Below are 21,349 nucleotides of genomic sequence, written 5' to 3' on the forward strand. Positions count from 1 at the left end.
TTTTAGGGCTTGGCCTTGTCACGCTGGGGCACGGCGAAGCTGCCCGACACGCGGCCCGGCCCGGCACCGGCGGCGCTTCCGCCCGCCGCGCTGCCATCGACGCTCGACAGCCCGCTCTCCAGATCGATCACCAACCGCCCGCCATTGAGCGTATCGGTACCACGGCGCAGGCTGACATTGCCCGCCATGGTGATGATCCGGCGGTTGAAATCGTAGATCGCGTTTTCGCCGCTGGCGCGCTCGTCACCACGGGTGACTTCGACCCCGCCGGTGGCGGTGATACGCTGGATGCTGAGCGAGCCGGTGTCGTCGAAATTGACCAGCGTGCGCGCCGAACGCAGCGTCAGCCCGGCCTGCTCGATCACGACATTGCCCGACAGGATCACGCGGTTTTCACGGTCCTGCAGCTCGATCCGGTCGGCCGAGTAGTTCACCGGCGCGCTGGAATTGTGGCTGGCGATGCTCTGCGCGTTGAGCGTCATCCCGCCCGCCAGCGCGGCGGTCAGGGCAAAGCCGCCGATCCCCCACACCAGGGCAAGGCGGCGGAACGGAACGCGGGTGGCGGTCTGGGGCATCACGGCATCCTCAATTGGCCGGGGATCATCGACAGGCGCGCATCACCCTGAAGCGTCAGCGTGCGTGCGGCAAGATCGGCGCGGATCGAACGGGCGGAGAAGGTGCCGGCGGGCACTTCGCCCGACACGCCATTGTCCCCGCGCATCTCGCGCGCCTTGAGATTGACCGAAACGCCGCGCGCAACCATCGCGTAGCCATCGCTCGCGGTCAGCCGCACCGCGCCGTCGATCGCAACCGTATCGGCAGAGATGTTATAGGTGCCGCCGTCGGCGCTCAGCCGCGCGGGGCCCTGGCTCAGCAGGATCTGCGCGACCAGATCGCGCATCCGCACCAGCCCTTCGGCGCTGGAACGCTGCACCGCCTCGCCTGCCAGCAGCGAGAAGGGGCGCCCCTGATTGTCGCGGCCGCGATACATCGCGTTATCGACCGACAGGCGCTCGTCGATCAGCGCGACCTTGTTGCGATCAAGCAGGAAGCTGACTTCGCCGCGCGGGGACAGCGGAGTGATCACCATCAGCGCGGCGACCACGCCCACCGCCATCGGCAGGCCCCGCGCCAGCACCCCGATCAGCCGGTCATGCGAGCCTCCCGGCGCAGCAAAGTGCTGGCGGCGGCTGCGCAGGGCGCGGGCCTCGGAGGTTTCGATGGCGGGTTTGGCGGGGACCATGATGCGCGTGTGCCTCAGGCGTCCTTACATGTGGCTGAAGATGTCGCTTTCGGCCCAACCGGCGATGTCGAGCAGCGCGCGGGTGGGCAGGAAGTCGAAGCAGGCCTGGGCGATATGGGTGCGCCCCTCGCGTTCCAGTCGCACGCTCAGCTCGTCGCGCAGGCGGTGGAGATAACGCACGTCGCTCGCGGCATATTCGCGCTGCGCCTCGTTCAGCACCGGGCCGCCCCAGTCGCTCGATTGCTGCTGCTTGGAGATATTCTCGCCCAGCAGTTCCTCGACCAGGTTCTTAAGGCCGTGGCGGTCGGTATAGGTGCGGGTCAGCTTGCTGGCGATCTTGGTGCAAAACACCGGCCCGGCCATGATGCCGAGGTAATGGTGGATCGCTGCCAGATCGAAGCGCGCGAAGTGGTAGATCTTCTGGCGCGACGGATCACCCAGCACGGCCTTGAGATTGGGCGCGTCATAGGTGCTGTTCGGGCCGAAGCGCACCAGATGTTCGTCGCCCGTGCCATCGGACAATTGCACCACGCACAGCCGGTCACGCGGGGTGACGAGGCCCATGGTCTCGGTATCGACCGCAATGGCGCTGGAACCGGTCAGCACGCCGGCGGGGAGATCTTCTTCGTGGAAATGCACAGCCATGGGCCACGCCCTACGCCGATTGGGGAAAGAGGGGAAGGGGCCAGTGGTGTGGGGATGGCTGCGGGGTGTAGCACAAGCGGGTCATGACTGCCGAAACCATCCCAGAAAGCTGGCGCTCCGTGCTCGAGCCCGCACTCGCAAGCCCCGAGGCGCGGCGGCTGGGCGGGTGGCTCAAGGCGGAAGAGGCCGCGGGCAAGCAGGTCTTCCCCCCGCGCGGGACACGGCTGGCGGCGCTGGCGCTGACCCCGCTAGATCAGGTGCGCTGCGTGATCCTCGGGCAGGATCCCTATCACGGCCCCGGGCAGGCGCACGGCCTTGCCTTCTCCGTGCAGGACGGGGTGAAGGTGCCGCCCAGCCTTGTGAACATCTACAAGGAACTGGAGGCCGATCTCGGCCTGCCGCGCCCTGCCACCGGCGATCTCAGCAAGTGGGCGCGCCAAGGCGTGCTGCTGCTCAACAACACGCTGACGGTCGAATCCGGGCAGGCCGGCAGCCATGCGGGGCGCGGGTGGGATGCGATCACCGATGCCTGCGTCGCGGCGGTGGCGGCGAGCGAAGTGCCGACCGTCTTCATCCTGTGGGGCAGCCATGCCAAGAAGAAGGCGAGCCGCGTTCCCGCCTTGGGCCGCGCGTCCCACCATCTGTTGCTGACCTCTGCCCACCCCAGCCCACTGTCGGCCCATAACGGCTTTTTCGGCTCGCGCCCGTTCAGCCAGACCAATGCCTTTCTGGACGAGCATGGGCGCGGCACCATCGATTGGAGAGTGTGATGTCCGACGACGTGATCCTGCTCGAGGTGGCCGATGGCATCGCCACCGTCACCCTCAACCGTCCGCAGGCGATGAACGCATTGAACCGAGCGCTGAGAAAGCGCCTCGCGGAGGTGATGCGGCAGGTTGATGCGGATGATGCGGTGCGCGCGGTCATTCTCACCGGCGCAGGCGAACGGGCCTTCACCGCCGGGCTCGATCTCAAGGAGCTGGGCAGCGAGGCCGGCGCGCTCGGCAGCGCCAACGCCACCGATCCGGCGGACAATCCGGTCAAGGCGATCGAGCTCTGCCGCAAGCCGGTGATCGGCGCGATCAACGGGGTGGCGATCACCGGCGGGTTCGAAGTGGCGCTCGCCTGCGATGTCCTGATCGCCAGCACCAATGCCCGCTTCGCCGATACCCACGCGCGGGTCGGCATCGTGCCGGGCTGGGGGCTGTCGCAGAAGCTCAGCCGCATGATCGGCATCAGCCGCGCCAAGGAACTGGCCTTCACCGGCAACTTCCTCGATGCGTCGACGGCGGAACGCTGGGGCCTCGTCAATCACGTGACCGCGCCCGAGGAGCTGCTGCCGCTGGCCCGCAAGCTGGCAGGCGACATGGCGGGCATCGATCCCGCCTTCCTCGCGCTCTACAAGCAGCTGATCGACGATGGCTATGCCGCCAGCTTTGGCGATGGGCTGGCGCTCGAGGCCGAGCGGTCGAGCGCGGCCAACAGCGCCGTTGCGCCCGAACAGGTCGAGGCCCGCCGCGCGGCAGTGCAGGAACGCGGGCGCGGGCAGGGGTAGAAAGCCGCCATCATCGCCCGTTCGTCCCGCAACCCGTGCAATCGGGCGCAAAGCGATTCACGCGGCCCACGTTCACCACGTATCTTCATCCGGAATTCACCAGTTACCCCCCTAACAGGGGGACGTACCGCCGGGTCGCAGGCGAACGACAACTAGGAGAGAACAGATGTTCAAGTATCTTGCAGGCGTGGGTGCACTGGCTCTGGTCGCCAGCCCGCTGATCGCACAGGATCAGGAAGAGCCGGTCGAGGGCAAGGACAACTTCGGGACGGTCGTCCGCGATCTCGCCAAGGGCCAGCGCGATGCCGAAACCAAGGGTATCGGCGCCGAAGTTTCGGAGCAGGCCAAGGCCCGCGCCGAAGAGCGCCGCGCCGCTCGCGGTGATGACGAAGACGACGATGACGCCGAAGAGGCTGCCGAAGCCGCCGCCGAAGACAGCGAAGAAGACGCCGCCACCGGCCGCGCCAACGCTGCCGAAGGTTCGGCTGCCGAACTCGCTGAAGCCGTTGCTGGCGGCGGTGCCGACAATGCCGGTGTGAAGGACAACACCGGCGCTGTCGCTGACCTGCGTGCCGCGCGTGCGGGCCGTGAATTCGGTGCCGAGGCGCGCGCTGCAGCTGCGGACAGCCGTCAGGTTGCTGCCGAAGCCCGTGCTGCCGCCAACCAGGCACGCGAACAGGCGCAGACCATCCGCGACACCGTCCGTAATGCCCGTCCGGGCCGCGGCGGCTAATCAGCCAATGTCATGACATGCGGGGCGGGGTGCTGAAGGGCGCTCCGCCTCGTCGCATAGGGGGAGAGCATTATGCGGAACATTATTCTGGCCATTGGCGCCTGCGCCATCCTCACCGCCCAGCCTGCCTTCGCGCAGGACAGCGAAGAGGAGGAAGGCCCCGAACTCAGCCTGACCACCGGGATCGATTTCTCCTCGGGCGATTACGGCACCGGGATCGATACGGAAATCATGGTCGTGCCGCTCAACGCCCGGATTGCCGCCGGGGACCTGCGCTTCAACGCCAGCATCCCCTATATCCGGATCAAGGGCGCCGATAACATCGTGGGCGGGGATGGCGGCCCGATCATCGTCGATCCCAACACGCCGGTCACCACCCGCAGCGGGATCGGCGATCTGACGCTGGGCGCGAACTACGCCATTCCCGAAGACCGCTTTGGCCTCGGTCTTGATTTCGGCGCGCGGGTCAAGCTGCCCACCGCCGAGAACGGCCTCGGCACCGGCAAGACCGACGTCAGCCTGTCGGGCGAAGTGTCGCGCACCTTCGGGATGATCACGCCTTTCGCCCAGGCGGGTTACCGCTTTATGGGCGATCCCGACACTATCGCGCTCGACAATGTCTGGTTCGCCTCGGTCGGGGCGAGCGCGGCGCTTGGCAAGTCGGTGGTGCTGGCATCCTATGACTGGCGCCAGTCGCCCAACCCATTGGTGGAAGACAGCCGCGAAGTCTTCGGCGCGTTCAGCACGCCGCTGTCGAGGTCGCTCAACTTCACGCTCTACGGATCGGCCGGCTTTACCGACGGCGCGCCCGATTACGGCGTGGGCGCAATGATCACGATCGACGCGTTCTGATCGAGATAAGGGGCGTCCGGTAACGGGCGCCCCTTGTTCGTTCAGCGCGGGAGTTCGGAAACCCCCATCAGCGCCTCATCCACGCTGCGCGCGCATTGGCGGCCTTCGCGGATCGCCCAGACGACCAGGCTCTGCCCGCGCCGCATGTCGCCGCAGGCAAAGACGTTCGGCTCGCTGGTGGCATAGGCCTCGGTATTCGCCGCGACATTGCTGCGCACATCGAGCGCCACGCCCGCCTGTTCGAGCAGCCCTGCCTTTTTCGGCCCGACAAAGCCCATCGCCAGCAGGATCAGATCGGCGGGGATCGTGAAGGTGCTGCCTTCGATCTCCTGCATCTGGCCGCCCTTCCATTCGACGCGCACGCATTCGAGGCCGGTCACCGCCTCGCCATCGCCGATCACGCGCTTGGCGAGCACGGCCCAGTCGCGCTCCACGCCTTCCTGGTGGCTCGACGAGGTGCGCAGCTTCATCGGCCAATCGGGCCAGGTCAGCGCCTTGTCTTCCTTTTCGGGCGGCTTGGGCATGATTTCGAGCTGGGTGACGCTCTTCGCACCCTGCCGGTTCGAGGTGCCGACACAGTCGCTCCCGGTATCCCCGCCGCCGAGCACGACCACGTGCTTGCCGGTGGCGAGCAGCGAACCGCGCGGCGCGGCGCGCAGTTCATCATCGCCGGCAACGCGCTTGTTCTGCTGCGTGAGGAATTCCATCGCGAGGCGCACGCCGGGCATTTCCGCACCGGGGATCGCCAGCTGGCGCGCATCTTCCGCGCCGCCTGCCAGCACCACCGCATCGAAGTTTTCCTTCAATGACTGGAACGAGATGTCGACGCCGACCTCCTTCGAGGTTTTGAACGTCACGCCTTCCGCTTCCATCTGCTGGCAGCGGCGGTTGATGAGGTGCTTTTCCATCTTGAAGTCGGGGATGCCGTAACGCAGCAGCCCGCCGACGCGGTCCGACTTTTCGAACACCGTGACCGAGTGGCCGGCACGCGCGAGTTGCTGCGCGCAGGCCATGCCCGCCGGGCCGGAGCCAACCACGGCCACCGACTTGCCGGTCTTCGTTTCGGGCACCTGCGGCGTGATCCAGCCTTCCTTCCACCCGCGATCGACGATGGCGCATTCGATCGATTTGATGGTGACCGGCTGGTCGATGATGTTGAGGGTGCACGCCGCCTCGCACGGGGCGGGGCAGATGCGGCCGGTAAACTCCGGGAAGTTGTTGGTGGAATGGAGCATGGTCAGCGCCCGCTTCCAGTCCGCTTCGTAGACGAGGTGGTTCCAGTCCGGGATCAGGTTGTTCACCGGACAGCCGTTATGGCAGTAGGGAATGCCGCAGTTCATGCAGCGCGAGGCCTGCGCGCCAAGCGTGCTGTCATCCGGCTGGATGACGAATTCGCGGTAGTTTTTCAGCCGCTCTTTCGGATCGAGGTAGTCCCGCTCGCGGCGGTCCAGCTCGAGAAATCCGGTTTCCTTGCCCATGTGCTTGTCTCGTTCCTGAATCTTATTCCGCTGCGACGCTTTCGGCCTCAAGCCGTTCCGCCTCGAGCCGTTTGAGCGCGGCGGCATAGTCGCGCGGCATCACCTTGACGAAGTGCCCAAGTGCCGCGTCCCAGTCTGCCAGCAGGTCGCCCGCCAGCTTGCTGCCGGTGTGGAGTTGGTGGCGTTCGACCAGAATGCGCAGCCGCTCGGCATCGTGGCGCAGCATGTCGCCCATGCCGAAGTCGTTGACGCTGCGCGGACGCTGCGACGGGCGGCCCGTGCCTTCTTCCGCGTCCGGCCCGGCGGCGATCGGCAGCAGATCGACCTGCGCGTGGTTGACGAGATCCTTGAACGCGCCATCGGGGTCATAGACATAGGCGACCCCGCCGCTCATGCCGGCTGCGAAGTTGCGCCCGGTCTTGCCGAGCACGACCACCACGCCGCCGGTCATGTATTCGCAGCCGTGATCCCCGGTGCCTTCGACCACCGCGATCGCGCCCGAGTTGCGGACCGCGAAGCGTTCACCGGCAACACCGTTGAAGTACGCCTCGCCCGCGATGGCGCCGTACATCACCGTGTTGCCGACGATGATGTTGTCCTGCGCCGCGCGCGGGGCTTCGGCCGGCTGGCGCACGATGATGCGACCCCCGGAAAGCCCCTTGCCGACATAGTCGTTGGCATCGCCGACCAGATCGAGCGTCACGCCGTGGGCAAGCCACGCGCCGAAGCTCTGGCCCGCAACGCCGGTCAGGTTGATGCGGATCGTGTCGGTCGGCAGGCCTTCATGGCCGTGCGCCTTGGCGATCTCGCCCGAGAGCATCGCGCCGACCGTGCGGTTGACGTTGCGCACCTCGTAGGCGAGCTGCACCGGCTGCTTGGTGTCGATGGCGGTGCGGCAATCGGCGATCAGCTTGTTGTCGAGCGCGCCGTCGAGGCCGTGGTCCTGCGTCGCGATGTTCCGCAAGCTGGCCCCGTCCTTGAGCGGCACCTGGTGGAGGATTCGGCTGAGATCGATGCCGCGGGCCTTCCAGTGGCGCTCCATCCGGCGGGTGTCGAGCCGGTCGACCCGGCCCACCATCTCGGCGACCGTGCGGAAGCCCATCTCGGCCATGATCGCCCGCAGTTCTTCGGCGACGAAGAACATGTAGTTGACCACGTGCTCCGGCTGGCCGGTGAAGCGCGCGCGCAGCACCGGGTCCTGCGTCGCCACGCCGACGGGGCAGGTGTTGAGATGGCACTTCCTCATCATGATGCAGCCCGCCGCAATCAGCGGGGCGGTGGCAAAGCCGAACTCGTCCGCGCCAAGCAGCGCGCCGATGGCAACGTCGCGGCCCGTCCTGAGGCCGCCGTCCACCTGCACCGCAATGCGCGAGCGAAGATCGTTGAGCAGCAGGGTCTGCTGGGTTTCGGCAAGGCCAATCTCCCACGGCGAACCCGCGTGGGTCAGCGAGGTCAGCGGCGAAGCGCCGGTCCCGCCGTCATAGCCCGCAATCGTCACGTGATCGGCGCGCGCCTTGGACACGCCCGCCGCAACCGTGCCGACGCCCACTTCCGACACCAGCTTGACCGAGATGCGCGCCACCGGGTTCACGTTCTTGAGATCGTGGATCAGCTGCGCCAGGTCTTCGATCGAATAGATATCGTGGTGCGGCGGCGGGCTGATGAGGCCCACCCCCGGGGTCGAATGGCGGACCGCGCCGATGCGCTTGTCGACCTTGTGCCCGGGCAGCTGGCCGCCCTCGCCGGGCTTTGCGCCCTGCGCCATCTTGATCTGGATGTCGTCCGAATTGACGAGGTATTCGGTGGTCACGCCGAACCGGCCCGAAGCGACCTGCTTGATCCGGCTGCGCATCGAATCGCCATTGGCGAGCGGCTTGAAGCGGAACGGCTCTTCCCCGCCCTCGCCGGTGTTCGAACGCCCGCCAATGCGGTTCATCGCGATCGCCATCGTCGAGTGCGCTTCGTGGCTGATCGAGCCGAGGCTCATCGCGCCGGTCGAGAAGCGCTTCACGATTTCCGCCGCCGGTTCGACTTCCTCGAGCGGGATCGGCTTTTCGGCCTTCTTGAACTCCAGCAGCCCGCGGATCGTCAGCAGCCGTTCGGACTGCTCGTTGATCGACTTGGCGAATTCCTCGTAATTCTTCGGGTCATTGCCGCGCACCGCGTGCTGGAGCTGGGCTACGTTCTGCGGGGTCCAGGCGTGCTCTTCGCCGCGCAGGCGATACTGGTAGATCCCGCCGACATCGAGCATCCCGTCATACAGCGGGTTGTCGCCGTAAGCCTGACCGTGGCGGCGCAGGGCTTCCTCGGCGACTTCGGCAAGGCCGATGCCTTCGATGGTCGTGGCAGTTCCGGTGAAGAACTGCTCGACGAAGGCGCTCGACAGGCCGACCGCGTCGAAGATCTGCGCCCCGCAATAGGACTGGTAGGTCGAAATGCCCATCTTGGACATGACCTTGCGGATGCCCTTGCCCACGCCCTTGATGTAGTTCTGCTGCACCTTGTAGGCGGGCATTTCGGGGTGACGCTTGGCGCGCAGCGCCTCGATCGTCTCGAACGCGAGGTAGGGGTTGATCGCTTCCGCGCCGTAACCTGCCAGCACGCAGAAGTGGTGCACTTCGCGCGCCTCGCCGGTTTCGACCACGAGGCCGGTCTGCATCCGCAGGCCCTGCCGCACGAGGTGGTGATGCACCGCTGCGGTGGCGAGCAGCGCCGGCATCGGCACGCGCGCCTCGCTCTGCGAGCGGTCGGACAGCACGAGGATGTTGTGATCCTGCAGCACCGCTTCGGTCGCGGCCCAGCACATTTCCTTGATCGCCATCGCGAGGCCATCGGCCCCGGTGCTGGCATCCCAGGTGATGTCAATCGTGGCGCAGCGGAACGCGCCGTCGAGCGCCTCTTCCACCGAACGGATCTTGGCGAGATCCTCGTTGGTCAGGATCGGCTGATCGACTTCGAGGCGCTTGTGCGTGCCCGCATCGCGGCCCAGCAGGTTCGGACGCGGGCCGATCATGCTGGTCAGGCTCATCACCAGCTCTTCGCGGATCGGATCGATCGGCGGGTTGGTGACCTGCGCGAAGTTCTGCTTGAAATAGTCGTAGAGCAGTCGCGCGCGGTTGCTCAGCACCGCAATCGGCGTGTCGGTGCCCATCGAGCCGACCGGATCATCGCCATCGACCGCCATTGGTTCGAGGAAGCGGCTGATGTCTTCCTGCGTATAGCCGAACGCCTGCTGGCGCTGGAGCAGCGTGGTTTCTTCCGCCGGGATCGCGGCGAGTTCGGGGACGATATCGGTGATGTCCTCGAGCTTGTACTGCGCCTGCTTCAGCCAGGTTTCGTAAGGCTCGGCATTGGCGAGATCGGCCTTGAGCTCGTCATCCTCGATGATGCGACCCTGTTCTAGATCGATCAGCAGCATCTTGCCCGGCTGGAGCCGCCACTTGCGGACGATATCTTCCTCGGCGAACGGCAGCACACCGCTTTCCGAAGCAAGGCAGACGATGTCGTCCTTGGTCACGCAGAAGCGCGCCGGACGCAGGCCGTTGCGATCCAGCGTTGCGCCGATCTGGCGGCCATCGGTGAAGCACACCGATGCCGGGCCGTCCCATGGCTCCATCAGCGCGGCGTGATATTCGTAGAACGCCCGCCGTTCGGGGCTCATCAGCGCATTGCCGGCCCAGGCTTCCGGGATCAGCATCATCATCGCGTGCGCGAGGCTGTATCCGCCCGCGATCAGCAGTTCCAATGCGTTGTCCAGGCAGGCCGTGTCCGATTGCCCGTGCGGGATGATCGGCCACATCTTGTCGAGATCGGGGCCGAGCAGCTCGCTTTCCATCGTGCGGCGGCGTGCGTTCATCCAGTTGACGTTGCCGCGCACCGTGTTGATCTCGCCGTTGTGGGCGATGAAGCGGAACGGGTGCGCGAGCCGCCAGCTGGGGAAGGTGTTGGTCGAGAAGCGCTGGTGGACGAGGCCGAGCGCCGAGACGCAGGCCGGATCGCGCAGATCGTCGTAGAAGCTGCCCACCTGTGTCGCCAGCAGCAGGCCCTTGTAGACCAGCGTGCGGGTCGAGAAGCTGGGGATGTAGGTTTCGGTCACATCCGGCAGGCCGTGCTTGGCGGCGAGCTGGGCGAGCGGGTTCTGCACCTGCTTGCGGATCGTCAGCAGCTTGCGCTCGAAGGCGTCCTGATCAGCGCAGTTCGCCCCGCGCCCGATCACCGCCATTTCGATCACCGGCATGGACGCGATCACCGCTGCGCCGAGGCCGTCCATCGTGGTCGGCACTTCGCGCCAGCCGATGAAGTTCTGGCCTTCCTTCGCGGTGAAGGCTTCCATCCGCTCCTTGACGAAGGCGCGCGCGGCCTCGTCCTGCGGGAGGAAGCACATGCCGACGGCATATTCGCCCGGCTGCGGCAGAGCGTGGCCCTGCGCTTCGGCCCAGGCGCGAATCAGCGGATCGGGGATCTGGATCAGGATGCCCGCGCCGTCACCCAGCAGCGGATCGGCGCCCACCGCGCCGCGGTGATCGAGCTTTTCGAGAATCTCCAGCGCCTGCGCGATGATCGCGTGACTTTTCTCTCCCTTGATGTGCGCGACCATGCCGACGCCGCAGGCGTCATGCTCGTTGGCGGGGTCGTAGAGACCCTGGGAGGAGGGGTATCCCATGTATTCGTCCGATCTGTAAGATGCCGACAGGCGCGCACCCTGCGGACATGATCGCTCATGCAGGGAACACGCCGGACGGCAGGTCACGCGGGCGCGGCGGATCTTTCAGGCCCGCTCTTGCCCGTTTTCGGGCCCCTCATGCCGACAGGAAGCGGGTTTGGCAATGGGTTTGCGCGAAGTATTATTTCTCGCAGACCTATTCAAACTATCATTAGATTGCGCCGCGCACACCAGCTGCCCGGTTCGGTTGCAGCTTTTGCGTTATTGACCGGCTGGGGTCAGGCCGCCCCGCGCAGACCGCCCACCTCCTGCAACCGGCCGAGCGCTGTCCGCAGCGGCTCGTCCTGCGAGGTATCGCCGCCATTGGCGGTGCTGCCATCGCTCAGCGCGGCGAGCGCCTTGAGGGCCTCGGTCAGGGCCGCCTCGCGGGCTGCAAGGTCTTGCGCCGACATGGCCCGTCCCGGCGGTGCGGTGCGGTGTTCGTAGAGCGCGCCGGCAAAACGCTCGACCATCTGGATGAGGCTGAGCTGTTCGGGCGGCTGGGCGCGCAGCTGCGCCAGCGCGGCGGCACCGGGCGGCGCGATAAGGGTGTCGCGCCGGTAGGCTGGGCGCGGTTCGGAGGCGGGAGCCAAGGCGACCGGCTCTGAAACGGGGGACGGGTCGTGCTCAATGGACGATTCGGTCGGCGTCTCCACCACCGATTCGGCGGGCAGATCGTCAGACACCACATCCTCGACCACCCACACCGCGTTGCGACCGGGCATGGCGGCAAATTCGGCGAGTTCGAGTTCCTGCGGCACAGCCGCCGGTTCGTCGATCACGGGAACCACAAGCTCGTCTTCGCGCATCGCTGCGAAGGGAATATCCGTGACCGGCGTATCGAGGCTCGCGCTGCCCAGTTCGCGCTGGGGATCGATCGGGCGGATCCGGCGGCCGGCGGCAGCGATGATCTGTGCGGCCTCGTCCTGGTCCGAGCGCGCGGCGCGCGACGGGCGGCGGGCGATGGCATAGAGCACGCCGCCGAGCAGCAGCGCGGCCAGTCCAGCGGTCGCGGCCTTCACCGCCACCAGCGGCAGCGATGCACCGGCAAGGTCGGCGATCATGGCCGCAAGCGGCGCAAACAGGGCGGCGGGCAGCACCATTGCCGAAAGCCCGGCCAGCGCCGCGCCCCACAGGCCCAGCATCGGCGCGAAGGCGCGGTGTGCGGTCAGCGAGCGCGAGCGCCGCTTGCGCGTCTTGCGCTCTGTGCGCGTCCCGGTCTCGTCCTGCTGCCCCGAAGTCATGTGCCCGCTATCCCGCTGTTGAGGTGATCGCCGCCGTGTCCGGCGTACTCTTGCTTGGCTGACGGGCTAGCAAGAGGTGGTAAACAGACAGATAATCACGCGCGTTTCTGGCCCAGTCGTGGCGGGCGCGGACATGGGCGGCGGCGCGGGCGCGCATCGCGTCCCAGCTGTCGCGGTCATCGAGCAGCCGGGCGAGCGCCGCAGCGCAGGCGGCAGGATCATCGGGGGCAAACAGCGTGCCGGTATCGCCGTCGCTGATCAGCTCACGGTGCCCGCCGACGCTGGAGGCAGCGACCAACCGCTGCTGCGCCATCGCCTCGAGCGGCTTCAATGGCGTGACCAGATCGGTGAGCCGCTGTGCCTTGCGCGGATAGGCGAGCACATCGACCAGCGAATAGTAACGCTCGACCTCGGTGTGCGGCACGCGGCCGGTGAAAATCACGGCATCGGGATCGGGCAGCGCAGCGGCGGCGTGACGCCATGCCGTCTCCATCGGCCCCGCGCCGACCAGCAGCAACCGCGCGTCGGGGTGCGATTGCCGGAGCAGCGGCATCGCCGCGATCAGATCATCGACGCCCTCATAGGCATAGAAGCTGCCGATATAGCCGATCACCGGTGCCCCGTTCGCGATCCCGAGTTCGCTTGCCAGCGCCGCATCGCGCGGCGGCGGCGCGCCGAACAGGCCGAGATCGACGCCGTTGGGCATCACCCCGATCCGGCCCGGCGCAATGCCGCGCGCCGCCAGATCGGTCTTGAGCCCCTCGCAGATGGTGAAGAGGGCATCGGCCTGCCGCGCCACGCGGGTTTCGAGCGCGCGGGTCAGGCGATATTTCACGCTGTCTTCGGTGCCGGTCAGGTTGCCGACTGCCGCATCTTCCCAGAAGGCGCGGATCTCGTAGACGAACGGCACCCCCAGCGCGCGCGCCGCGCGGACCGCCGCAGCGCCGCACAGGGCCGGCGAATGGGCGTGGATGACATCGGGTCGCCATTCCTTGGCCAGTTTGCGAATGGCACGGGTCAGCGCGGCGATTTCGCCCAGTTCGCGCATAGCGGGCGGGCCGGACGGATGTCCGAGCGTGCGATGGAAGGCAAGACCATCGACCACTTCCGCCGCGCCGTTGTCTGCGGCTTCAAGATTGTGCCGCTGGCCGGTGATTCCGCGCACCTCCAGCCCCAGCGCCCCTTGCGCGCGCATGATCGCGCGGGTGCGGAAGGTGTAGCCGCTGTGCAGCGGGAGCGAATGGTCGAGAACGTGCAGCACCCGGGTCATGGCACGCAGGCTAGCGCAGATGTGCTTAACGCGCCGTCAACTGCCCTGCGGTAAAAGCGACATGGCCCCTCCGGCCCGGAGCCCTGAGAGATGATCGACTATTTCGCGCTTGCCCTCGGCCATGGCCTTCTGGCCATCGCGCTGCTGCGGCTGGTGATGCGCGATGCGCTCGATACCGATCCGCTGCTAGAGAGCCTCAGGCAGGAGGCCGAGGACAACCGCAAATCGGCCGGCGCCGCCGCGCGCAGTGCCGCTCGCCGTGCGCGCAGTGAGGATGGAGAGCACGCCGATGATGATCCTGCGCGTTCAAGTGGCGAGGCGGTAGCGCAGGCAAAGGCGCGCTCAAGTAGCGAAGCGGTAGCGCACAAAAATGCTTGATTTGGCGTTCCTTGCCTTCATCGGATACGTGCTGGTGCTCGGCCTCCGGCGCCCGTTCCTGTGGGTGCTGCTCTATGTCTATATCGACATCCTTGCGCCCCAGCGGATCGGCTATGCGATTATCACCTCGATCCCGCTGTCGCTGATCGCCTTTGCGGCGGCGTTCGGCGGGTGGCTGGCGTTCGATCGCAAGCGCGGCGCGCGGCTGACGGCGCGGCAGGGATTGCTCGCGCTGCTGCTGGTCTATTGCTGGTGGAGCACCGGCCATGCCGATTTCCCCGTCGATGCCGCGGTCAAGTGGGACTGGGTGTGGAAGGCGCTGCTGTTCGCGATCTTCCTGCCGTTGACCCTCACCACCCGCGTGCGGATCGAGGCGCTGGCGCTGGCGCTGCTGCTGTCGGTTTCGACCATCGTGATCGGCACGGGGATGAAGACCGTGCTGGGCGGCGGCGGGTATGAAAATCTCAAGTTCTTCGTCAACGACAACAGCGGCATTTACGAAAGCTCGACCCTTGCGACGGTGGCGATCGGGCTGATCCCGCTGATCTGGTGGTTCGTCCGCCACGGCACGCTCTTCCGCCCGCACTGGATGGTGACAGCCTTCGCCGCCGCGCTGACTTTCGCCTGTCTGCTGGTGCCGATCGGTACCGAGGCGCGAACTGGCCTCCTCTGCATTGCCGCACTGGGCGTGCTGATGCTGCGCTACACCAAGCGGCGCCTGTTGTTCATCGTCGGCGCAGGGGCGCTCGGCCTCGCCGCGCTGCCGTTCCTGCCGCAGAGCTATTACGAACGCATGGCGACGATTGCCGAGCCGGGCGGCGATGAAAGCGCATCGACCCGTGTGGCGGTTTGGGAATGGACGCTCGATTACGTCGCGAGCAAGCCATTTGGCGGCGGGTTCGATGCCTACCGCTCGAACCGCTTCTCCTATGTCATGCCGGTCAAGCAGGTGGACGGAAACACCACCAGCGTGACCTATCAGGAAGTGGTCGATGAAGGCCGCGCGTTCCACTCCTCGATCTTCGAGATGCTCGGCGAACAGGGCTGGCCGGGTCTGATCATCTGGCTTTCGCTGCACGCGCTCGGCCTGTGGCAGATGGAGCGCATCCAGCGCCGATGGCGCTCCCGCGAGGACGAGGCCGAACGCTGGATCGCGCCGTTTGCGGCCGCATTACAGATGGGGGCGCTGATCTATCTTGTCGGGGCGCTATTCCAGGGGATCGCCTATCAGCCGGTGATGCTGATGCTGGTGGGCCTGCAGATCGGGCTCCATTCCTACTGCCAGCGGATCGATTCGGCCCGCCGTGCGCTCGCGCTCAGCGCCCCGCGCAGCCAGCCAGCCCCCGGCAAGCTCGGCAGTGCCGTAACGGCATAGCGCGCCGCACTGCTGGGGCGTTGCGCTCCCTCTTTCGATGCGCCATGAAGCCCGGCGCAACAGCGCGGCGGACACGGGATTCCGCCAGCGCGAAACAAGGAGGAGGAACCCGATGACCCCCCAGGAAATCGCCGCCAAGGTCGGTGAACATTTTGCCACCAGCGAATGGGTCGAGATGAGCCAGGAGCGCATCAACCAGTTCGCCGATGCGACCGGTGACCACCAGTTCATCCACGTGAACGAGGAAATGGCCAAGATGACGCCATTCGGCGGCACCATTGCCCACGGCTTCCTCACGCTGTCGATGATCCCCTATCTCTCGGCCAACAGCGATATGCCGCGCGTCGACGGGATCAAGATGGCGGTCAACTACGGCGGCAACAAGACCCGCTTCATCGCCCCCGTCCGCTCGGGCAAGCGCATCCGCGGCCAGTGGAAGCTGGTCGAAATGGAAGAGAAGCGCCCCGGCCAGTGGCAGCAGACGGTCGAGATCACCATCGAGATCGAAGGCGAAGACAAGCCCGCCCTGATCTGCGAGTGGATGACGCTCTACTTCTGCTGATCGCCCTCGCGGCAAACCGGAAATGACCGGGCCCCTGCTCGCGCGGGGGCTCAACCCCTGAACACAAGGATACCCCTCTCATGGCACGTGACGCCGTCATCGTTTCCACCGCCCGCACGCCGATCGGGCGCGCTTACAAGGGCGCCTTCAACGCTACCCCCGGTGCGACCCTTGGCGCGCTGTCGCTGGCTCCCGCAATCGAGCGTGCCGGCATCGAAGCCGGCCAGATCGACGATGTGGTGTGGGGCGCGGTGCTCACGCAGGGCACTCAGGCCGGCAACATCGCCCGCCAGGTCGCGCTGCGCGCCGGTTGTCCGGTGGGCGTTTCGGCCCAGACCATCGACCGCCAGTGCTCCTCGGGCCTGATGGCGATCGCCACTGCTGCCAAGCAGATCATTGTCGACAACATGGATATCGTCGTCGGTGGCGGTCAGGATTCGATCTCGATGGTGCAGACGCCCGAAATGCGCGTGTCGCCCGACCGCTCTCTGATCGCGATGCACAAGGACGTCTACATGCCGATGCTCGGCACCGCCGAGACGGTCGCCAAGCGCTACAACATCAGCCGCGAAGCGCAGGACGAATACGCCTACCAGTCGCAGATGCGCACCGCGCAGGCGCAGGCCGAGGGCCGTCTGGATGCGGAAATCGTCCCCGTCACCGTCACCATGAATGTGGTCGACAAGGAGACGAAGGAAGTCTCGCAGAAGGAAATCACCGTCACCAAGGACGAGGGCAACCGTCCCGAAACCACGCTCGAAGGTCTCCAGAGCCTCAACCCTGTGATGGGCCCGGGCATGAACATCACCGCCGGCAACGCTTCGCAGCTGTCGGACGGCTCGTCCGCCGCGGTGCTGATGGAAGCCAAGCTTGCCGAACAGCGCGGGCTTCAGCCGCTTGGCCGCTATGTCGGCATGGCGGTCGCCGGGACCGAGCCTGACGAGATGGGCATCGGCCCGGTCTTCGCGATCCCCAAGCTGCTCAAGCAGACCGGCCTCAAGATGGACGACATCGGCCTGTGGGAACTGAACGAAGCCTTCGCGGTGCAGGTGCTCTACTGCCGCGACCAGCTCGGCATCGATAACGACATCCTCAACGTCAGCGGCGGCTCGATCTCGATCGGCCACCCCTACGGCATGACCGGCGCGCGCTGCACCGGCCACGCGCTGATCGAAGGCAAGCGTCGCGGTGCGAAGTATGTTGTCGTGACCATGTGCGTCGGCGGCGGCATGGGCGCGGCCGGGCTGTTCGAGGTGTTCTGATTTCATCGGAACAGCACAGAATACGAAGCGGCGCGGGGGACGACTTCCGCGCCGTTTTGTTTGCCCGGTACCCGCGCGGCTGGACTTGGTCCGCACCTGCGCTAGGCTTGGCGCATCCCGCAACCTGAGGTGTCCGCTGCCGTGGATCTTGTCGGCTTTGCCCTTGCCGTTCTGCTGATCGAGCTGACGCCCGGCCCCAATATGGCGTGGCTGTCGGGCCTCGCCGCGACCGAGGGGCGCCGCGCCGGAATGGCGGCGGTGGCGGGGGTGGCGCTGGGGCTATTGGTCAACGGCGTGCTCGCCGCGCTTGGCCTTGCCACGCTGCTGCAGATGGTTCCCGAACTGCTGCGCGGCCTGCAATGGGCGGGCGCGGCGATGATGGTGTTCCTCGCGGTCCAGACCTGGCGGGGATCGGACCGGGGTGACGGGATCGCGGTGACCACCGATATGGCCGACACGGTGCCGAGGCGGTCCTTTCTGACCGGCGCGCTGCTCAACCTGCTCAACCCCAAGGCCTATATCTTCTTCGTGGTGGTTGCCCCGGAATTCCTGAACGGGGCGACGCTGAGCCTGGCCGATGCGCTGGTGCTGGCGGTGGTCAGCGCGGTGATCGCCACGGTGATCCATATCGCGCTGGTGCTGGCAGGCGCGCGGGCGCACGGCTGGCTTTCCGATCCGCGCCGGACCAAGTGGGCGCGGCGAGGGTTCGCTTTGGTCATGCTGGCGGTCGCCGCATCCTTCGTGCTGGCCGACCTCGGCTGACCGCCGCCCCTCTCGACCAACTGCGCCAGATGGCGTATTTTCGCGCGGCGCGGGGCCATTCAGGGGTGGCCTGCCAACACCTGACAGGGGATGATCCGGTGAAACAGAGTCTCGTCAACCTGCTCCCTCCCGCCACCGTCGCTGCGGTGGTCGCCTTCTGGGCCTTTGCCCCGCAAGCCTGGGTCGAGGCGCCGTGGACCATCATGATCGTCGGCCTTGCGGTGATTGCTTTCGTGCAGTTGCTCGAGCTGGTGTTCGAACGTCACGAAGGCTGGCGCATCAACCGCCGCGAACTGGCGACCGACGTGTTCTATGTCGCCTTCGGCTACGGTGTGATCGGCTTTCTCAGCGACACCCTGATCAACTCGCCGCTGCGCGATCTGAAGGCCGAGCTCGGCATCGCCACCCCGTGGCTCGAGGCCAGCCCCTTCCTCGTGCAGGTGGTGGTGGTGCTATTCACCTTCGAATTCGGCCAGTACTGGATGCACCGCGCGATGCACAACTGGACGCCCCTGTGGCTGACCCACGCGCCGCATCACCACATCACGCAGCTGAACGCGATGAAGGGCTTCATCGGCAATCCGATCGAGCTGTTCCTGATCAGCCTCGGCGTGCTGGCGCTGCTCGACGTTGATTTCAATGCGCTGTTCGCCGCCATCACGACCGGCGGAGTGATCGCCACCTATGCCCACGCCAATGTGAAGGCCGATCCGCCGATCTGGTACGGGTTCTTCTTCACCACCATCCGCAACCACAGCCTGCACCACACCGCAACGAGCTATGAAGACACGCGCTGCAACTACGGCAATTCGGTGATTTTCTGGGACCGCGTGTTCGGCACCTACAAGGACGGCGAGAGCGCGATCGTCGGCCAGGACGAACGCAAGCGCCTGTCGATCCGCGAACAGTGGCTGTTCCCGATCCTGCCGTGGCTGGAAAAGCGCAAGGTGGTTGAGGGGTAGGGGCGGGGCGTTAGCTTTGTGGCAACCGACGTTTGGCCTTAAATGACCGCAGTTGGGCGGAAAACGGTCGTTCAGTTATCCAGTTTCATAGGCTCCAATCGCAGGAAGCCCGGAAGGGCTTCGCCGACGGCGTATAGTTCCATTGCGGCCAGCACTTCCTCGTAACTGAAGGTGTCGTTCGTCGTCGCGTTGCCATCAATCGCCCGCTCATTTCGGATGGCTCGGTAGTGCTTGCCGGGCCCGCCTTTACGAATCTCCAAGATGTATCCTCCATCTTGGCAACCGGTTTGCAGGTAATCTTGAGGGCCTAACTCTACGATCAGGAAGTCTCCATTGCCTACCCGCATGAACGCACTTTGGATCGCTTCGGCTGTCATCGGGCCGTCAATGGAGGTGCCGTTCAAGACTAGCCCCAAGCCCTGCTGAATATTTCGAGCGCCTGCTGCCGGTTTGGAGCGGGTGTCCGGTTAGGCAAGCGTCTTGCGCAGGAACCGAACAAGCGGTTCGGCATCCTTCCGTTCCCGATGGGCCGACCAATAAATGAGGGGTCCGCCGACCAAGAACACCAGCCCGATTACGACAAGTTGCCGACCAGTCGCCTGACCTTCGGAGATCATCTTATAGACAACCCAAGCCATCAACGGGATCAGCAACGTGAACATCAGAACCCCGTTCAGGTCTGACCCCGCCCTGCCGCGCACCCGCGTTCCAAAGTTGTCGGCAGAGATCAGCCCGAACAACATCGGTCCGTAGCGGTCAAAAGCACTGAACCAAAGGCAGATGAAAGGCCCAGCGATCCAGCCGCGCGCGCCGTTCTTGGCATCGAATATGCTTGTTTTTTTCGACCGGATTGCGGCCTTCGCCTTCGCCGTGGGCAGGCTTGAGGAGATTTCGAAACGGAATCCGAAAGGTTGAAATGCCAACTACCTACCTCGTCCGATGCGCCTGATTTCGCTAAGGTTTGCACAGCAGTAAATTGACCGCAAGGGCGTCGCCAGCCGAATGGCAGCTTTCGCAACGGGATGCGCAATAGCTGCCGCAGCGCCTGCCGCCCATCACCCGCTATGCGCGGCGATCCATTCTTCCACCACGGGGGCGACCTTGTTCCGCCAGCGGCTGCCGTTGAAGATGCCGTAATGGCCCGCGCCTTCGGCCATGTAATAGCGCTTCTTCGCCTCGGCGAGGTTGGGGGTGAGAGTCAGCGCCGCGCGGGTCTGGCCGAGGCCCGAGATATCGTCGCGCTCGCCCTCGATCGCCAGCAGTGCGGTGTCGGTGATCTGGGTGATGTCGACCAGCTCGCCCTTGTGCCGGAACTCGCCCTTGGGGATCGAGTGCTTCTGGAACACCTCTTCCACCGTCTGGAGGTAGAATTCGGCGGTCATGTCGCACACCGAGCGGTATTCGTCGTAGAAATCCTTGGTCGCCTGCGCGCTCGCCTCGTCGCCCACGGTGAGGTGTTTGAACATCTCGTAATGGCTCATCATGTGGCTCGAGAGGTTCATGCTCATGAAGGCTGACAGCTGCATGAAGCCGGGATAGACCCGCCGTCCGCTGCCCGGATACTTCATCGGCACGGTCGCGATCACGCTCTGGCGGAACCACGCGATCGGGCGCTGCATCGCCATGTTGTTGACCACGGTGGGGCATTCGCGGGTGTCGATCGGCCCGCCCATCATGGTCAGCGTGGCGGGGGTCGCAGGCGACTTGTGGAGGTTCATCAGCGCCGTCGCAGCGAAGGCGGGGACGCTCGGCTGGCACACCGCCATCATGTGGATGCGCTGCCCGCCGGCCTCGGCGTGGACGTGCTCGGCGAAGTCGATCAGGTAATCGATATAGTCATCGAGATCGAACTTGCCCGCGCTCTGCGGCACCATCTTGGCATCGGCCCAATCGGTGATGAACACCTCGGCCGATTCCAGCATCCGCTCCACCGTGCCGCGCAGCAGCGTGGCGTAATGCCCGCTCATTGGGGCGACGATCAGCAGGCGCGGGCGGTTGGCCGGGGTGACCTCGACGCGGAAGCGGAGAAGATCGCCGAAGGGGCGCTTCATCACGGTCGATTCCACCACGGCATGGGGTTTGCCGTCGATATCGACGCTTGCGATGCCGAAATCGGGCTTGCCGTAATGCGCGGTGGCGTGGGCGAACACGTCGAGCGCGCCCGCGACCATCGGACCCATGCCCAAAGCGCCGAGCGGGTTGGCGGGGTTGGAGAGCATTCCGGCGCTGATCGAGGCCAGCGCACTGGCGCTCGACATCCAGCTGCGCTGCAGCTCGTAGGCATGGTAAAGCATCGACAACCTCACGCGACGAACGTTCCGGCGCC

The 21,349-nt window shown here is 65.9% G+C and carries 20 protein-coding genes; 10 read left to right on the plus strand and 10 right to left on the minus strand.

Annotated features, from left to right (window positions below; all coding sequences use genetic code 11):
* Positions 1-2 precede the first annotated feature (2 nt).
* The 3 genes from BG023_RS02785 to BG023_RS02795 are packed head-to-tail and all read right to left on the minus strand — an operon-like array spanning position 3 to position 1,888.
* On the minus strand, positions 3-575 hold the full coding sequence (locus BG023_RS02785) for an LptA/OstA family protein (protein WP_069309112.1): 573 nt from the start codon (positions 573-575) through the stop codon (positions 3-5).
* Positions 575-1,243 (minus strand): LPS export ABC transporter periplasmic protein LptC, encoded by a 669-nt coding sequence (gene lptC, locus BG023_RS02790; RefSeq protein WP_069309113.1) that lies wholly within the window; start codon positions 1,241-1,243, stop codon positions 575-577. Before lptC ends, BG023_RS02785 begins: the two co-directional genes overlap by 1 nt.
* A 24-nt stretch (positions 1,244-1,267) precedes the next feature.
* Positions 1,268-1,888 (minus strand): ribonuclease D, encoded by a 621-nt coding sequence (locus BG023_RS02795; protein WP_069309114.1) that lies wholly within the window; start codon positions 1,886-1,888, stop codon positions 1,268-1,270.
* 83 nt (positions 1,889-1,971) lie between these two features.
* Between BG023_RS02795 and ung the strand changes: the two genes are divergently transcribed.
* The 4 genes from ung to BG023_RS02815 all read left to right on the plus strand — a co-directional run bounded on the left by ung (position 1,972) and on the right by BG023_RS02815 (position 5,028).
* Entirely contained in the window at positions 1,972-2,658 is a 687-nt protein-coding gene (gene ung / locus BG023_RS02800; protein WP_069309115.1) for a uracil-DNA glycosylase, read from the plus strand.
* Complete coding sequence (locus BG023_RS02805; RefSeq protein WP_150122768.1) at positions 2,658-3,443, plus strand: enoyl-CoA hydratase; 786 nt, start codon at positions 2,658-2,660, stop codon at positions 3,441-3,443. The genes ung and BG023_RS02805 overlap by 1 nt, the downstream gene beginning before the upstream one ends.
* 166 nt (positions 3,444-3,609) lie before the next feature.
* The gene (locus BG023_RS02810; protein WP_069309116.1) at positions 3,610-4,176 is read left to right on the plus strand and encodes a hypothetical protein; all 567 of its coding nucleotides are present in this window, start codon (positions 3,610-3,612) and stop codon (positions 4,174-4,176) included.
* A gap of 72 nt (positions 4,177-4,248) precedes the next feature.
* Positions 4,249-5,028 carry a transporter gene (locus tag BG023_RS02815; protein ID WP_069309117.1) on the plus strand — a complete coding sequence of 260 codons (780 nt, stop codon included), beginning with the start codon at positions 4,249-4,251 and terminating at the stop codon, positions 5,026-5,028.
* 41 nt (positions 5,029-5,069) lie between these two features.
* On the opposite strand, the gene BG023_RS02820 is transcribed toward BG023_RS02815, so the two are convergent.
* The 4 genes from BG023_RS02820 to BG023_RS02835 all read right to left on the minus strand — a co-directional run bounded on the left by BG023_RS02820 (position 5,070) and on the right by BG023_RS02835 (position 13,722).
* Entirely contained in the window at positions 5,070-6,506 is a 1,437-nt protein-coding gene (locus BG023_RS02820; RefSeq protein WP_069309118.1) for a glutamate synthase subunit beta, read from the minus strand.
* Between the two features lie 22 nt (positions 6,507-6,528).
* A complete protein-coding gene (gene gltB / locus BG023_RS02825) occupies positions 6,529-11,169 on the minus strand; it encodes a glutamate synthase large subunit (RefSeq protein WP_069309119.1) in 4,641 nt (1,546 codons plus the stop codon).
* A 278-nt stretch (positions 11,170-11,447) separates the two neighbouring features.
* On the minus strand, positions 11,448-12,452 hold the full coding sequence (locus BG023_RS02830) for a hypothetical protein (protein ID WP_069309120.1): 1,005 nt from the start codon (positions 12,450-12,452) through the stop codon (positions 11,448-11,450).
* Between the two features lie 7 nt (positions 12,453-12,459).
* Complete coding sequence (locus BG023_RS02835) at positions 12,460-13,722, minus strand: TIGR04063 family PEP-CTERM/XrtA system glycosyltransferase (protein ID WP_069309121.1); 1,263 nt, start codon at positions 13,720-13,722, stop codon at positions 12,460-12,462.
* Between the two features lie 90 nt (positions 13,723-13,812).
* Here BG023_RS02835 and BG023_RS02840 point away from each other — a divergent pair, with 90 nt between their 5' ends.
* The 6 genes from BG023_RS02840 (at position 13,813) to BG023_RS02865 (ending at position 19,023) form a co-directional block, all read left to right on the plus strand.
* Complete coding sequence (locus BG023_RS02840) at positions 13,813-14,100, plus strand: hypothetical protein (RefSeq protein WP_069309122.1); 288 nt, start codon at positions 13,813-13,815, stop codon at positions 14,098-14,100.
* The gene (locus BG023_RS02845) at positions 14,093-15,475 is read left to right on the plus strand and encodes a DUF5935 domain-containing protein (protein WP_069309123.1); all 1,383 of its coding nucleotides are present in this window, start codon (positions 14,093-14,095) and stop codon (positions 15,473-15,475) included. The genes BG023_RS02840 and BG023_RS02845 overlap by 8 nt, the downstream gene beginning before the upstream one ends.
* Before the next feature lie 112 nt (positions 15,476-15,587).
* Complete coding sequence (locus tag BG023_RS02850) at positions 15,588-16,037, plus strand: MaoC family dehydratase (protein ID WP_069309124.1); 450 nt, start codon at positions 15,588-15,590, stop codon at positions 16,035-16,037.
* Between the two features lie 80 nt (positions 16,038-16,117).
* Complete coding sequence (locus tag BG023_RS02855) at positions 16,118-17,299, plus strand: acetyl-CoA C-acyltransferase (RefSeq protein ID WP_069309125.1); 1,182 nt, start codon at positions 16,118-16,120, stop codon at positions 17,297-17,299.
* Positions 17,300-17,428: 129 nt separating this feature from the next.
* Complete coding sequence (locus BG023_RS02860; protein ID WP_069309126.1) at positions 17,429-18,061, plus strand: LysE family translocator; 633 nt, start codon at positions 17,429-17,431, stop codon at positions 18,059-18,061.
* Between the two features lie 98 nt (positions 18,062-18,159).
* Positions 18,160-19,023 (plus strand): sterol desaturase family protein, encoded by an 864-nt coding sequence (locus BG023_RS02865; protein WP_069311081.1) that lies wholly within the window; start codon positions 18,160-18,162, stop codon positions 19,021-19,023.
* Positions 19,024-19,094: 71 nt separating this feature from the next.
* On the opposite strand, the gene BG023_RS02870 is transcribed toward BG023_RS02865, so the two are convergent.
* From BG023_RS02870 to BG023_RS02880, 3 genes are all read right to left on the minus strand, one after another.
* The gene (locus BG023_RS02870) at positions 19,095-19,427 is read right to left on the minus strand and encodes a hypothetical protein (protein ID WP_150122769.1); all 333 of its coding nucleotides are present in this window, start codon (positions 19,425-19,427) and stop codon (positions 19,095-19,097) included.
* A 63-nt stretch (positions 19,428-19,490) separates the two neighbouring features.
* Positions 19,491-19,946, minus strand: a complete 456-nt coding sequence (locus BG023_RS14645; protein ID WP_150122770.1) for a hypothetical protein — start codon at positions 19,944-19,946, stop codon at positions 19,491-19,493.
* Between the two features lie 132 nt (positions 19,947-20,078).
* The gene (locus BG023_RS02880) at positions 20,079-21,317 is read right to left on the minus strand and encodes a polyhydroxyalkanoate depolymerase (RefSeq protein ID WP_069309129.1); all 1,239 of its coding nucleotides are present in this window, start codon (positions 21,315-21,317) and stop codon (positions 20,079-20,081) included.
* Between the last annotated feature and the right edge of the window lie 32 nt (positions 21,318-21,349).

This window comes from Porphyrobacter sp. LM 6 (genome assembly GCF_001720465.1).
Classification (GTDB): Bacteria; Pseudomonadota; Alphaproteobacteria; order Sphingomonadales; family Sphingomonadaceae; genus Erythrobacter.

Coding starts and splice junctions, on each gene's coding strand:
- BG023_RS02785 (WP_069309112.1), bottom strand. CDS start 575: ATGCCCCAGACCGCCACCCGCGTTCCGTTCCGCCGCCTTGCCCTGGTG.
- lptC (WP_069309113.1), bottom strand. CDS start 1,243: ATGGTCCCCGCCAAACCCGCCATCGAAACCTCCGAGGCCCGCGCCCTG.
- BG023_RS02795 (WP_069309114.1), bottom strand. CDS start 1,888: ATGGCTGTGCATTTCCACGAAGAAGATCTCCCCGCCGGCGTGCTGACC.
- ung (WP_069309115.1), top strand. CDS start 1,972: ATGACTGCCGAAACCATCCCAGAAAGCTGGCGCTCCGTGCTCGAGCCC.
- BG023_RS02805 (WP_150122768.1), top strand. CDS start 2,658: ATGTCCGACGACGTGATCCTGCTCGAGGTGGCCGATGGCATCGCCACC.
- BG023_RS02810 (WP_069309116.1), top strand. CDS start 3,610: ATGTTCAAGTATCTTGCAGGCGTGGGTGCACTGGCTCTGGTCGCCAGC.
- BG023_RS02815 (WP_069309117.1), top strand. CDS start 4,249: ATGCGGAACATTATTCTGGCCATTGGCGCCTGCGCCATCCTCACCGCC.
- BG023_RS02820 (WP_069309118.1), bottom strand. CDS start 6,506: ATGGGCAAGGAAACCGGATTTCTCGAGCTGGACCGCCGCGAGCGGGAC.
- gltB (WP_069309119.1), bottom strand. CDS start 11,169: ATGGGATACCCCTCCTCCCAGGGTCTCTACGACCCCGCCAACGAGCAT.
- BG023_RS02830 (WP_069309120.1), bottom strand. CDS start 12,452: ATGACTTCGGGGCAGCAGGACGAGACCGGGACGCGCACAGAGCGCAAG.
- BG023_RS02835 (WP_069309121.1), bottom strand. CDS start 13,722: ATGACCCGGGTGCTGCACGTTCTCGACCATTCGCTCCCGCTGCACAGC.
- BG023_RS02840 (WP_069309122.1), top strand. CDS start 13,813: ATGATCGACTATTTCGCGCTTGCCCTCGGCCATGGCCTTCTGGCCATC.
- BG023_RS02845 (WP_069309123.1), top strand. CDS start 14,093: ATGCTTGATTTGGCGTTCCTTGCCTTCATCGGATACGTGCTGGTGCTC.
- BG023_RS02850 (WP_069309124.1), top strand. CDS start 15,588: ATGACCCCCCAGGAAATCGCCGCCAAGGTCGGTGAACATTTTGCCACC.
- BG023_RS02855 (WP_069309125.1), top strand. CDS start 16,118: ATGGCACGTGACGCCGTCATCGTTTCCACCGCCCGCACGCCGATCGGG.
- BG023_RS02880 (WP_069309129.1), bottom strand. CDS start 21,317: ATGCTTTACCATGCCTACGAGCTGCAGCGCAGCTGGATGTCGAGCGCC.